A 14,335-nucleotide genomic window follows, 5' to 3' on the forward strand; every position below is an offset into this window, starting at 1 on the left:
AATTTAACACTATACCTATGCCAGGATTCGAGCTATTTGGAGCTGAAGAAAAAAAAGAAGTTCAAGACGTACTAGACAATGGAGTTTTAATGCGTTATGGTTTTGATGGTAATCGAAATGGACATCATAAAGCCTTAGAACTGGAAAAAGATTTAGCTGCAAAAATGCAAACCGAATATGCGCAAGTGGTATCAAGTGGTACTGCTGCATTGACTGTAGCATTGGCTTCTGCTGGTGTTGGATCTGGAGATGAAGTGATTATGCCAACGTTCACTTTTGTTGCCAGTTTTGAAGCAATATTATCGGTAGGTGCTACACCAATATTATGTGATATTGATGATACTTTGACCTTGGATCCAAAAGCAGTTGAAGCAGTTATTACACCAAAAACCAAAGTGATAATGCCTGTACATATGTGTGGTTCTATGGCAGATCTTAAAGCATTAAAAACCATTTGTGACAAACATGATTTAATTCTATTAGAAGATGCTTGCCAAGCAATCGGAGGAACATACGATGGGAAACCTTTAGGAAGTTATGGAGATCTAGGTTGTTTCTCTTTTGATTATGTAAAAACGGTTACTTGTGGTGAAGGTGGTGGATTGATCACCAATTCTAAAAAGTACGCAGAAAATGCCGATAAATATCAGGATCATGGACATGATCATATTGGTAATGATCGTGGAGCAGAAACACATCCCTTTTTAGGCTATAATTATAGACTTTCTGAATTAAATGCTGCTGTTGGTATTGCGCAATTGAGAAAATTAGATCACACAATAGCTATACAAGAAAAAAACTATACTATACTTCGAAAAGCATTGTCTAAAGTTTCTGGGGTTACCTTTAGAAGAGTTCCCAAAACAGGAGTAGAAAGCTATGCGTTTTTAACTATTTTCCTTCCTACAGAGGATTTGGCTAGAAAAGGGCACCAAGCACTTGGAGCACAAGGTGTGGATGCCTGCTTTTATTGGTTTGATAATAATTGGCATTATTATAAAAAGTGGGAGCATTTGTTAGCTCCAAAATCTCTTAATAAACTCTCTCAGGAGCAGCAAACAGGACTTCAGAAAAATAATCAATCTTTTGATTCCAGTGATCAATGGATGGGTAAAACAATTTCTTGTTTAATAAAAGTTGGTTGGTCAGAAACTGAAGTAAAAGAAAGAGCTTCAAAAATGGTTGAAGCTCTACAAAGTGTTTTATAAAGAAACTACACTCTAGTAGTTTACATATTCGACTATTTCTAACCCATATCCGATCATACCTACACGTTTTTGTTGTACCGTATTGGATACTAATCTAAGTTTATGGATATTAAGGTCATGAAGAATCTGAGCTCCAATCCCAAAATCCTTGGTATCCATTACTATTTTTGGTGCTTTTACTATATCTTCACCTGTTTGTACTTCTTTCAATGCTTTTAAACGGTTTAATAGATTGAAAGATTGACTTTCTTGATTAATAAATACAACAGCTCCTTTACCTTCATTATTAATACGTGTAAACATAGCATCCAATCGTTTATCCGCATTATTGGTTAACGTCCCTAAGATATCATTATTAAATAGGGTAGAATTAATACGCGTTAACACTGGTTCATTATCTGCCCAACTTCCTTTAGTTAATGCGATATGAATCTGATTATTGGTAGTTTGTTTATATGCTCTTAGTCTATATGTTCCGAAACGGGTTACAACATCAAAATCTTCTTTCTTCTCGATAAGAGAATCATGCTGCATGCGATACGCCACCAAGTCTTCAATAGAAACTAATTTAAGATCATATTTTTTAGCAACTTCTACTAATTGAGGTAAACGTGCCATGGTACCATCTTCATTCATAATTTCTACAATCACACCGGCAGGTTTTAACCCTGCTAATCTTGCAAAATCTATAGCTGCTTCGGTATGTCCTGTTCGTCTTAAGACACCTCCTTCTTTCGCTTTTAAAGGGAAAATATGACCAGGTCTCGCTAATTCATGTGCTTTTGTTTCAGAATTGGTCAATGCCAAAACAGTTTTAGCACGATCACTTGCAGAGATACCAGTAGTTACTCCATCACCTTTTAGATCCACAGAAATCGTAAACGCAGTTTCCATAGGATCTGTGTTATTATCGACCATCATATTTAATTTCAGGTCTTCGCAACGCTGTTCTGTAATCGGAGTACAAATTAATCCCCTACCATGAGTTGCCATAAAATTAATCATCTCTGGAGTAACCTTTTCGGCTGCAGCCAAAAAATCACCTTCATTTTCTCGATCCTCATCATCAACAACAATAATCACTTTACCTTGTCGAATATCTTCAATGGCTTCTTGTATAGTATTCAATTTTAATTTGTTTTTAGTCTCTTTAACCTGTGACATAACTATGCAATTCTTTATTTGTTGACAAAGGTAATTTATATAATCATTAAATGGAACGGTATCTATAATTATCTGATCAAGTTCAAAACATTATCCATTTTTTAATAATAATGATCATTCAAAATCAAAATAACATATAGTGCAAAGATTAAGGATGCGTTTTTATCAGTAGTTATAGAAATTTTATCAATAAAAGCTTAGATACGTTTACCGGTTTTTAGGAATTTTGTTTTTCTACGTTTTTAGACTTTGATCGTTTTTCGAAAAAGTCTCGTATAGGCTGAATAAAATTATCAATACTAATAAACCCTCTATCTCTTGTGGCTCTATACGTTAAAAATATACTTAACGGAAATATAATAAAGGTAGACAACCAAGAACCCAAAAACGGAGGAATACCGCCTTCTTCTGCCCCATTTTTGGCAAAAATACCAATGAAATGATAGGTAAGAAAAAGTACTACTCCTATTACTATAGGTAACCCTAAACCACCTTTACGGATAATCGCTCCAAGCGGAGCTCCTACGAAAAACAATAATACACAAGCAATGCCTAGCGCATATTTATCATGTAGAGACATTTCATACTTATTAAGTGCTCTTTTTTTAACTTCTAAAGATCGTCTGGTTGTCTCTATTCTTCTGATTACCCCTTCAACATTAGAAAATGCAAGGTTATAAATTTGTGCTTTTTGCTTTGTATTAAATCGATCCTTAATAAGATCCAATGTATCAATCTCTGCTATTTGAATCGTATCAATTTTCAGGTTTCTATTTAATTCTTTAAATCCATTTCTTCTATCAACTTCTTCACTTGTAGATTTCACCTCATCATTTACTTGCACTGATATAGAGTCGATCTGAGTCTTAAGACCAGATACATTAAGCATATTGTATCCCTTACTATATTGCTGAGCATCCATATCTACATTATCCAAAGCAGATAGATCAAGGTTAAGTACATACTGCTTAAAATGTGTTTTAGCAAATGGCAGTTTTTTTCTCCTTTTAGGCGATTTCTGTTGAATCTCGTCATAATAATTACCATCATTAAGAACCAATGTTATCAAATCAGAATCAATGTTCCCTTTCAACTCTCCATCTGTAGCTTTTATTACCGTAAAATTACCAGCTCTTGCAGCTTTTTTATGGATAATAATGTTTTTAAGAAATTCATCATTATCACCATACTTATCAGACACCCTTATATTTATATCTCCCAAATCATTAAATTGATTTGGTGTAATTGCCATTGCGGGTTTGACCTTTACAATATTCTTTCTAAGGTTAACAAACCTACGTTCTGAACTAGGTATTACTGTATTAGAGAATAAAAATGCACCTATACCCACAAAAAAGATAAAAACTGACAAGGTTCTCATAGCTCTCTGTAAAGATATCCCAGATGATTTCATGGCGGCAAATTCATAATTCTCCGCAAAATTACCAAAGATCATTATCGATGTAAGTAAAATAGTTAGAGGCAACACCATGGGTATTAATCGAGGAGTTGCAAACATTAGAAACTTCATGATCACATCAAAATCCAAATCCTTACCTGCTAATTCTGATATAAACAACCAGATGGTTTGTAACAGGAGAATAAACATAATAATGATAAAGAGCGGAAAAAAAGTCTTTAAAAAAGTCGTTAGAATATATTTGTCAAGTATTTTCACTTATTCGTCGATAAAATAAGTCCCGAAATCTTCGGGACGTGTATTAATTCAAAAATTTGTTCCTAAATATATTATTAATCTAAACGATTGATATAATAATTAGCATATTTTGACTCATCAAAAACAAATAATGTCTTAGAAAGCGGTTGATTTGTCTTAAAACTAGTTACTGTAATCGTTATATTAGTCTCATTATTCTGCATCATAATCATTTTATAAATATGCTTTGTTTGCTTATCAATTCCTAGTAATATTTCCTTTAATTCACTTTTAGAATCAATAGGAATTAATTTAACAAACTGTATTTTTCTTCCTTGTACATTTTGAACAATATCCATTTTGGACGTATATCCTTCTTCATAAAAAGTAAGCATTTTAGAAGGTGTAACGCTACCTTCATCTTCTTCACTCTGAGAAGAAATATTGATCTCTTCATCTTCAGGAATTATTACATGTAATTTATTACCATCATACATTTGCTCTGTTCCCATTAGGTTAAGTAAATATTTATTCCCTAACAAAGTAACATCTCCTCTAGTCTCTTGCGAAACATTTTCAGCTGGATTATTAAGCGCATACTTAAACCCTATCACAATATTATCATAACTTTTTACCTTATTAGACACTTCATCCAAAAGTTGTTTTGCATCCTGTGCCTGAGTATTAGCCATAAAAAGGGCAACTACTAAAAATAATATCCTCTTGATCATCTATTTATTTCTATATAAAATTTAAAAATTCTCTTTTCTACTGCAAGCTATCTTATTTTTCTGCATCTAGTAACTGTTTCAATGCTATTAAATCAGTAACTAAGACTTGCCTTGCTTTACTTCCTTCAAACGGGCCTACAATACCAGCAGCTTCTAATTGGTCAATTAATCTCCCTGCTCTATTGTACCCTAATTTAAGTTTTCTCTGTAATAAAGACGCAGAACCTTGTTGTGCTGTGACAATAACTTCTGCCGCTTCATTAAAAAGCTTATCTCTATCCTTAACATCTATATCAAGACTTGTGCCACTTTCTTCGCCAAGATACTCTGGTAATAAGTGTGCGTCTGGGTATGCTTTTTGACTTCCTATATAATCGGTAATCCTTTCTACTTCTGGAGTATCTACAAAAGCACATTGTATTCGCACCAATTCATTTCCTTGTGTGTACAGCATATCACCTCGTCCAATTAACTGATCTGCACCACCAGTATCCAATATCGTTCTGGAATCAATTTTAGAAGTTACTCTAAATGCAATTCTAGCTGGGAAATTGGCTTTGATCATACCAGTAATTACATTAACCGATGGTCGTTGGGTAGCAATAATTAAATGAATACCTATTGCTCGTGCTAATTGAGCTAATCTGGCAATAGGCGTTTCTACTTCCTTACCAGCAGTCATAATAAGATCCGCAAACTCATCTACTACAAGAACAATATACGGTAGAAATCTATGGCCATTTTCTGGATTAAGTTTTCTAGCTTTAAATTTTGTATTATACTCCTTAATATTTCGAACCATTGCATTTTTCAACAGATCATATCTAGTATCCATTTCTATACACAAAGAATTCAGAGTATTAATCACTTTTGTATTATCTGTTATGATAGCTTCTTCTGTATCAGGTAATTTGGCCAAATAATGCCGCTCTATTTTATTAAATAGCGTAAGTTCTACTTTTTTTGGATCTACTAAAACGAACTTAACCTCTGCTGGATGTTTTTTATATAGCAAAGAGGTTAATATTGCATTTAATCCTACAGATTTACCTTGTCCTGTAGCTCCTGCCATTAATAAATGAGGCATTTTAGCTAAATCTACTACAAAGGTTTCATTAGAAATTGTTTTTCCTAAAGATAGAGGTAATTCCATTTCTGCTCCTTGAAATTTTGAAGAAGTAATCGCAGATCTCATCGAAACGATCGTAGATTTCTTATTAGGCACTTCGATACCAATTGTACCTTTACCAGGAATTGGAGCTATAATACGGATTCCTAATGCTGCTAAAGAAAGTGCTATATCATCTTCAAGATTTTTAATTTTCGAAATCCTAATACCAGCTTCGGGAACAATTTCATACAATGTAACCGTAGGACCAACTGTAGCTTTTATTTGTGCTATCTCGATCTTATAGTTTTTCAGAGTTTCTACAATACGGTTTTTATTTTCTTCGAGTTCTCCTTGATCAATCGTAATTCCACCATTCTGAATAGAATAATCCTTTAACAAATCTACCGTCGGAAACTTATAATTACCAAGCTCTAATTTTGGGTCAAATTCTCCAAAATCCTTTACTAACTTTGCACTAAGATTTTCTACAACTTCTTCTTCAATTATAGTCTCTACCTCCATTGCAATATCCTCTGGATTATCTTCGGACTTTATAATAAGCTTTTGCGGAATTTCATCAGACTGATTTTCTGGATTACCATAAAATTCATTAACCGTTGTTTTGGCTGTACTGATAGGTTTTTTATCATCAACAAGGCTAATTTTTTCTTTAGGTTTTTCTGAAACAGAATCTATAGAAAAATCTTTAGTATCTCCTGGAGATAAAGTTTCTTTCTCCTTAGTTTCTTCTTTTACAATACTCTTAGTACCGTTGATTTTTTTTGCGGATTGGTAATCTTTGCTTATTTCTGTTTGTGTCTTTTTTAAGGAAGCCGATATTTTTTCTGGAGTATATCGTAAACGTACTACGATATAGACTATTGCAAAAAAAGCTAATACAAGCACGGTTCCTATAAATCCAATATAATCCTGCATAAAGTCATTAACCTCATACCCTATTACTCCTGCAAGTAATCCACTTTCTTTTTGAACAAATCCAAAAATCACGGAAATCCACAACATGACCAAAGTACCCCAAAACCAAAATCCCGCAAGTTTTTTTCTATTTAAATCAAAAAACAAATAAACTCCAGTTAGCGAAATAAGAACAGGAAGGATTAAAGCAGAAATACCAAAACCTCTAAAAATAAAAAAATCACTAACCTTAGCTCCCGAAATACTAAGCCAGTTTTTAGCCGTAGCAGTTCTATTAGGAAATTGAGAAATTTCGCTTTGATCTATTTTCCAATTAAAGAAAAAAGAAATAAAAGCAAAGAACAGCGCAATTCCTAAAAAAAACAAAAAACTACCTAAGACTACTTTTTGTTGTCTTGATAAAGTAAATTTTTCTTTTAAAGGAGTTTTAGGTTTTTTAGCAGTTTTCCTTTTTGTTGTTACCTTTTTTTTTGCCATTTTTTGGATGTGTTATCGCAAAAATACGAATATCTATACTGGAACGTAAAAATGGTAAAAAAATTTTCTATAACAAATACGGAATATAAATAATACACCCAATAATAACTGCTGTTATTGCAGCTATGAACACAGCTCCTGCTGCGATATCTTTAATAAAACCTATTTTATTATGAAAATCTGGATGTATAAAATCTGCAATCGCTTCTATTGTAGTGTTTATACCTTCTATACTCATCACAAGACCAATTGCAAAAATTTGTAACATCCATTCTACATTAGTGATGTCTATATAAAAACCTAAAGCTGTCATAGCAATTGCTATGACAGCTTGAACTTGAATACTTGGTTCTGTTTTAAGCAGTAGTAATGCACCTTTTAATGCATATTTACAACCTTTTAATCTTCCTATAATAAAACTAGAGATTTTACTCATATAATACTTAAGACAACGTTTTTATTGCATCTGTATAATTTGGTTCTTGTACAATCTCAGGTACTTGCTCTGTATACGCTATAGTACCTTCTTCATCAATCACAATAACAGCTCTAGAATGCAGTCCTTTCATAGGTCCATCAATAATTTCTACACCATAATCTTTACCAAATTTCCCATCTCTAAAATCAGAATGATTAACTACATTCTCTATACCTTCTGCTCCGCAAAATCGAGCTTGAGCAAAGGGTAAATCTTTAGATATACATAAAACTTTGGTATTCGAAAGACTACTGGCTTCTTTATTAAATTGTCTAACTGAAGCAGCACAAATCCCTGTATCTACAGATGGAAATACATTCAGAACAACTCTAGATCCTTTATAATCAGACAATCTAGACACTGACAAGTCGGTATTAACAAGTTCAAAATCAGGAGCCTTATCACCTACCTTAGGTAATTCTCCATTTGTATGTATTGAGTTTCCGCTTAATTTTATTGTAGCCATAATAATTTGTGTTTTTTAGAGCACTAAAATTAGTAAGATTATATGGCATTTTATATAAAGTTTTATGAAAATAAAAAAACCTCCTAAAAAAGAAGATTTTAAATATCCAAATATAGTTTTTTATGTATCTATAGACCCCATCACTCTTTGCATAAAACCATTTAGAGCTTCCTTCTTAGGTGTTCCGCTTTTAATCAGTTTATGAACTTCAAGTGCGCCATACATATTAGATATTAATTCTCCTATTACATCTAGCTCTTCATCTTTTAACGAAGGAACTTCAGTTAATGCTTCTAAAGTTTCGATAGTTTCTACAAGAAAATCTTCATCATTTTCTTCAACAAAAGACGTAAGATGTTTAATTACTGGTAACTTCATCTACTAATTCTTTTAGAATATCAAATTTATTGGTTTGTACTTGATTCACAAAAGCACCACTCTTAAAGGTTGCGAATGTTGGAAGATTATCTACGGTAGCCATCTTTCGGGATTCGGGATTTTTTTCGGCATCTACAATAATAAAAGTTGCATCACTTTTTTCTGAAGCAAGTTTTTTAAATTTAGGCTTCATAATTCTACAATTCCCGCACCAAGTAGCAGAATACTGAACTATTACTGTATCTGTGTCACTTATTATCTCTGCAAGATTATCTGTAGTTAACTCTTGAATCATATTTTTTTAAGTATAAAGTAAAGAATAAACTTCTCTGAAAATATATTCAGAGAAGTTATATTTGAATAGTCTATATATTAATGAGAAGCTAAGTAAGAAGCTACTCCATCTCTATTAGCAGACATTGCATCTTTTCCTTCTTCCCAGTTTGCTGGACATACTTCTCCATTTTTTTGTACATGAGCGTATGCATCAATCAATCTTAAAAACTCGGCTACATTTCTTCCTACTGGCATATGATTTACACCTTCATGAAAAACAGTACCTTCTTCATCGATTAAATAAGTTGCTCTATAGGTTACGTTATCTCCTTCTACAGTTACTACACCAGTTTCTTCGTTATAAGTTTCATTAGTAATATCTAAAATTCCTAATGTTCCAGAAAGATTACGGTTAGAATCGGCTAAAATAGGGTATGTAACACCTTCAATTCCTCCGTTATCTTTAGATGTATTTAACCACGCAAAATGAACTTCTGGAGTATCACAAGAAGCACCTATTACTATGGTGTTTCTTTTTTCAAACTCAGCTAAAGCTTCTTGAAACGCATGCAGCTCTGTTGGGCATACAAAAGTAAAATCTTTTGGATACCAAAAAAGCAATACTTTTTTATTGTTATTTTTCGCTTCTTCCAATACATTAATTTTGAATGTATCGCCCATATCATTCATTGCGTCAACGTCAAGGTTTGGAAATTTTTTACCTACAAATGCCATTTTTGAACTTTTTATATTTATGATTAATTAATTTTTAAAGCCGCAAATATACATCTACTATGCGCTCTTTTATAGTAGAATAATTTTAATTTTCTATGTATTGATAGTTTTTTCTAATACATAGTTATTCCTTCATTGTTTTCGTTTATTCTTACAAAAAAAACAAAATACCTTACATAAATTACGGATTAATTGTTCTTTTTAGACGACGATTTACACTTTGTTAAATCTATTTTTGTATTTTCGCTTAAGTGGGTTACCAAAAAAATGTATGAGTTGAAGAACTTTATAAGAGATATAATTGTACTACTATTAGTAACTATGGCGGTATCTGTAAAGGCTCAATCCGATCTTGAAGAAGAGAGTATTGAATCGCTTATAGAAGATGCTAAAGTTCTATTAGAAGATTACAAATATGATCAAGCTCTAAAAAAAGCACGTACTGCATTTAAGACCGCACAGTTTAACAATGACGATAGAAGCTTAGCAAAAATATTTCATATGTACGCTCAAGTACATGAACTAAATAAGCAAGAAGGTGAGGCTATAAAAAATTATAGAACGGCAGTTACTTTTGCATCTCGATCCAAAACAATACATCTAAAGGCTAAACTATACAACAATTTAGGGAACTTATACGTCAAAACGGATTCTACTATAGGTAAAGGACTTGAGTATTATGAAGATGCATATATTTATGCCAAAACAGTAAAGGATACAACTAAAATGGTTAAACCCTTACTAAATCTTGCCGATTACTATATTAGTAATAAAGATTACAAAACCTGTTATGAAAAACTTACCAAAGTAAGGGCTTTAATTGGTGATGAGATGAACATCCCAAACACTGAAAAAACTAAACTAAGTAATTTACTTGGGAAATATTTTCTAAGAGTAAGAAATTATGATAGAGCAAATGAACATATAGAAGATGCAATATCATTTGCAAAAGAAGAAATTAAAAATACTTCTGGTAACAGCAAAAGTGTAATTTCCAGATATCATATCGAATTATCTACTTCTTACTTAACAAGGTATAAAGTTTTTAAAGCACAAAAGGAGTTCGAGTCAGCAATTCCGTATCTCGAGAAACATTATCAAAGTATTTCTCGATCAGAAGATCTCATAAAGGAAATCGAATTACAAAAAACTATTGTCGAATATGACGTAGCTAATTATAAGGATAAAGCAAAACAAGCTACTGAAGTTATAGACAAAAATTTTTCAAAAGAAATCAAATGGCAAATAAGTATTATTCTTGGTGTTGTTCTTATTCTTATTTCTCTTGCTTTTTTAATCAGCGCATATAAAAACAACCTTCAAAAGAAAAAACTTAATAATGATCTTATAGAAAAAAATAAGGAACTTGTGAATGCAAAAGAGACTGCAGAACAGGTTTCAACATTAAAATCTCAATTCATATCTACTGTAAGTCATGAATTAAGAACTCCTCTTTATGGAGTTATTGGACTTACTTCTTTATTAATGGAACATCCGGAAGAAAAGAAGAAAAATGAATATTTAGAATCTCTTAAATTTTCTGGTGATTATCTGTTAGCTTTAATTAATGATGTTTTACAATTAAGTAAAATTGAAACCAATGAAGTGAAATTAGAAAAAGTTTCTTTTGATTTAAGATCACTTATTGAAGGAATTGTCAATTCTCTTCATTCTAAACAAAAACACAACAACAACAACAGTGTTCATATAGATATCGATAGAAATATAAAGACTACTTTATTAGGAGATTCTGTGAGACTATCTCAAATATTAATCAACCTTGTTGGTAATGCTCTTAAGTTCACAAATAATGGGAACATCTGGATAAAGGTAAAATGTTTAGAGTATCAAGATGATAATTACAAGTTACGATTTATCATAAAAGATGATGGTATTGGGATTCCAAAAAGCAAACAGGCTACCATTTTTGATAATTTTGCTCAAGTAAAAAATCAAAATCAAGAATATGAAGGTACGGGACTGGGCTTAGCTATTGTAAAAAAATTAATTCATCTACATAATAGTGAGATTATTATTGATAGTGAAGAAGGAGTTGGATCAGAGTTTACATTTGACCTATATTACGAAAAAGCAATTAAAGAACAAGACTTATCTTCTAATCGCGGAGAAACTATTAGTATCGGTACTACAAACTTCAATATTCTAATTGTCGATGACAATAAAATCAATCAAATTGTTACTCAAAATATTTTAAAGAAAAAAGGGTATACTTGCGACTTAGCAAACAATGGTATGGATGCTATCGAAATGATAAAAAAGGAAAGTTTTGATCTTGTACTAATGGACATCAATATGCCAGAAATGAATGGACTTGATGCCACTACCGTAATACGTACTTTTAATACTCACATCCCTATAATTGCACTTACAGCTGTAGAAGAAGGAGAAATAAGAGATCAAGCGTTATCTGTTGGTATGAATGATGTGATCATTAAACCATATGATACGCAACAGTTCTTTCAAACTATAATGAAAAATATCTCTAAGGTCAAATACATAAATTAACCACACAGAGGCTTACCTTATAATTTATTATTCTGTTAAAGCTTATTCAATTTATTTTTGAATATATTACTTTTAGAGCTGAAATTCTAGATGATTACACAAAAATGAACTCAGAAAACAAAGGTTTTAATACCATATGCACTCACGCTGGAGAGATTGAAGATAAACAATTTAAAGGTGCAATATCACCAATATATCTATCAACTTCATATGCTTTTGAAGATGTCAATATAAAAAGGTATCCTCGCTATTTTAACACCCCAAATCAGGAAGCATTAAGTAAGAAAATTGCTAAATTAGAAAAAGGAGAAGCATCCCTTATTTTTGGGAGTGGTATGGCCGCTATCAGTACAACATTATTAGCTTTTCTTCAAAAAGGAGATCATATTGTATTGCAACGTACACTATATGGTGGTACTGCAAACCTGGTTAATGAAGAGTTTAGCAAATACGGAATAGAGTATTCTTATGTTGATACCCAAAACGAACAAGGTTTTGAAGAGAAAATTCAGGAAAACACTAAAGTGATTTACATAGAAACCCCTTCTAATCCTTTATTAACGATAACTGATATAAAAGCAATTTCAGGATTGGCGAAAAAAAAGGGAATTATTACAATGATTGATAACACCTTTGCATCGCCAGTAAATCAAAACCCCATTACTCTAGGAATCGATATTGTTATACATTCTGCCACAAAGTATCTGGGAGGACATAGTGATATACTTGCAGGAGCAGTTATCACTACCGAAAAAAACATTGAACAAATATTTCATTTAGCAAAAAACTTAGGAGGTAGCTTAAGTGATTTTACGGTTTGGATGCTAGAACGAAGTATTAAAACTTTAGGATTAAGAGTTAAGCAGCAAAATAAAAACGCTAAAAAAATCGCTAAATGGTTAGAAAAGCATCCTGATATTGCAGCTGTGCATTATCCAGGTTTAAAATCCCATCCTGATTATCAAATAGCAAAAAGACAAATGAGTGGATATGGAGGAATGCTTTCTTTTGAATTAAATGAAGGATTGGATGCTAGTAAATTTCAAAAAGAATTAAATCTCATTAAAAGTTCTATGAGTTTAGCAGGCGTAGAAAGTACAATTCTCTCTCCTAGCCTTACTTCGCATGCTTTATTGACAGAAGATGAAAGACAAAAACAAGGCATTAGTGATAATCTTTTAAGACTCAGTTTAGGTATTGAGGAAAAAGAAGATTTAATTAAAGATATTGAACAAGCATTACAAAAAGTTAAAGTATTAGAACTAGAACACTAGTATGAAATTAGATATTTTGGCAATAGGCGCGCACCCTGATGACGTAGAATTAAGTTGTTCTGGGACACTGGCAAAAGAAATAGATAACGGTAAAAAGGTAGGAATACTTGATCTTACTCGTGGAGAATTAGGTACTAGAGGGACTCCTGAAATAAGAGATCAAGAGGCTAAAAATGCAGCTTCAATACTAGGAGTTTCAATCAGAGAAAATTTAGGTTTTAGAGATGGTTTCTTTATAAATAACGAAGAACACCAATTGGCTGTTATAAAAATCATAAGAAAATACAAACCAGAAATAGTGCTTTGCAATGCAGTCGATGATCGTCATATTGATCATGGAAAAGGAAGTAAATTGGTTAGTGATGCTTGTTTTTTATCTGGTTTACGAAAAATAGAAACTTCTTATAATGATGTATCGCAAGATCCCTGGAGACCAAAAAAAGTATATCATTATATACAATGGAAAAATATTGAACCTGATTTTGTTGTAGATATTAGTGGGTACATGGATAAAAAAATGGAAAGTGTTATGGCTTATGCCTCGCAATTCTATGACACAAATAATAATGCTCCATCTACACCAATATCCAGTAAGAACTTTAAAGATAGTATTGAGTATCGAGCAGCTGATTTAGGTAGGATTATTGGAGTTGATTATGCTGAAGGTTATACGGTAGAACGCTATGTAGCAGTAAGTTCTATTTTTGATCTAATATAATTTCATTTTTTGCTTTGTAGAAATATAAAAATGCCTTATTTTTGCAGCCGAAATTAAATGGTGGTTGTAGCTCAGTTGGTTAGAGCATTGGTTTGTGGTACCAAGGGTCGCGGGTTCGAATCCCGTCTTCCACCCTTCTATAAAAAAAAGACTCTGTGTATGCAGAGTCTTTTTTTATTTTAACAAATGACATAAAAACA

At 32.2% G+C, this 14,335-nt stretch carries 13 protein-coding genes and 1 tRNA gene; 5 read left to right on the forward strand and 9 right to left on the reverse strand.

The annotated features are described in order from the left end of the window. The first annotated feature begins 17 nt into the window (after positions 1–17). Entirely contained in the window at positions 18–1,208 is a 1,191-nt protein-coding gene (locus QBK95_RS14150; protein WP_280934868.1) for a DegT/DnrJ/EryC1/StrS family aminotransferase, read from the forward strand. Positions 1,209–1,220: 12 nt separating this feature from the next. On the opposite strand, the gene ribB is transcribed toward QBK95_RS14150, so the two are convergent. From ribB to QBK95_RS14195, 9 genes are all read right to left on the reverse strand, one after another. Beyond that, positions 1,221–2,372 (reverse strand): 3,4-dihydroxy-2-butanone-4-phosphate synthase, encoded by a 1,152-nt coding sequence (gene ribB / locus QBK95_RS14155; protein ID WP_280934871.1) that lies wholly within the window; start codon positions 2,370–2,372, stop codon positions 1,221–1,223. 217 nt (positions 2,373–2,589) lie between these two features. Then, on the reverse strand, positions 2,590–4,050 hold the full coding sequence (locus tag QBK95_RS14160) for an LptF/LptG family permease (RefSeq protein ID WP_280934873.1): 1,461 nt from the start codon (positions 4,048–4,050) through the stop codon (positions 2,590–2,592). 74 nt (positions 4,051–4,124) lie between these two features. Next, a complete protein-coding gene (lolA1, locus tag QBK95_RS14165) occupies positions 4,125–4,757 on the reverse strand; it encodes an outer membrane lipoprotein periplasmic chaperone LolA1 (RefSeq protein WP_280935056.1) in 633 nt (210 codons plus the stop codon). Positions 4,758–4,812: 55 nt separating this feature from the next. Next, positions 4,813–7,284, reverse strand: a complete 2,472-nt coding sequence (locus tag QBK95_RS14170) for an FtsK/SpoIIIE family DNA translocase (protein WP_280934875.1) — start codon at positions 7,282–7,284, stop codon at positions 4,813–4,815. 67 nt (positions 7,285–7,351) lie between these two features. Continuing rightward, positions 7,352–7,720: a diacylglycerol kinase gene (locus QBK95_RS14175; RefSeq protein ID WP_280934877.1), complete on the reverse strand. Its 369-nt coding sequence runs from the start codon at positions 7,718–7,720 to the stop codon at positions 7,352–7,354. A gap of 7 nt (positions 7,721–7,727) precedes the next feature. Then, positions 7,728–8,228: a thiol peroxidase gene (gene tpx / locus QBK95_RS14180; RefSeq protein WP_280934879.1), complete on the reverse strand. Its 501-nt coding sequence runs from the start codon at positions 8,226–8,228 to the stop codon at positions 7,728–7,730. 120 nt (positions 8,229–8,348) lie between these two features. Then, entirely contained in the window at positions 8,349–8,606 is a 258-nt protein-coding gene (locus tag QBK95_RS14185) for a DUF6952 family protein (protein WP_280934881.1), read from the reverse strand. After that, positions 8,587–8,901 carry a thioredoxin family protein gene (locus QBK95_RS14190; protein WP_280934883.1) on the reverse strand — a complete coding sequence of 105 codons (315 nt, stop codon included), beginning with the start codon at positions 8,899–8,901 and terminating at the stop codon, positions 8,587–8,589. The genes QBK95_RS14185 and QBK95_RS14190 overlap by 20 nt, the downstream gene beginning before the upstream one ends. A gap of 77 nt (positions 8,902–8,978) precedes the next feature. Continuing rightward, complete coding sequence (locus QBK95_RS14195; RefSeq protein WP_280934884.1) at positions 8,979–9,617, reverse strand: peroxiredoxin; 639 nt, start codon at positions 9,615–9,617, stop codon at positions 8,979–8,981. Positions 9,618–9,893: 276 nt separating this feature from the next. Here QBK95_RS14195 and QBK95_RS14200 point away from each other — a divergent pair, with 276 nt between their 5' ends. From QBK95_RS14200 to QBK95_RS14215, 4 genes are all read left to right on the forward strand, one after another. Next, positions 9,894–12,143, forward strand: coding sequence for a tetratricopeptide repeat-containing hybrid sensor histidine kinase/response regulator (locus tag QBK95_RS14200; RefSeq protein WP_280934886.1), 2,250 nt, complete (start codon positions 9,894–9,896; stop codon positions 12,141–12,143). 104 nt (positions 12,144–12,247) lie between these two features. Beyond that, positions 12,248–13,417: a trans-sulfuration enzyme family protein gene (locus QBK95_RS14205; protein WP_280934887.1), complete on the forward strand. Its 1,170-nt coding sequence runs from the start codon at positions 12,248–12,250 to the stop codon at positions 13,415–13,417. A 1-nt stretch (position 13,418) separates the two neighbouring features. Continuing rightward, positions 13,419–14,135: a bacillithiol biosynthesis deacetylase BshB1 gene (bshB1, locus tag QBK95_RS14210; protein ID WP_280934889.1), complete on the forward strand. Its 717-nt coding sequence runs from the start codon at positions 13,419–13,421 to the stop codon at positions 14,133–14,135. A 59-nt stretch (positions 14,136–14,194) separates the two neighbouring features. After that, positions 14,195–14,270: transfer RNA gene (locus QBK95_RS14215), tRNA-His, on the forward strand. Positions 14,271–14,335: the final 65 nt, after the last annotated feature.

The sequence above is a fragment of the Aquimarina mycalae genome (genome assembly GCF_029906345.1).
Taxonomy (GTDB): Bacteria; Bacteroidota; Bacteroidia; order Flavobacteriales; family Flavobacteriaceae; genus Aquimarina.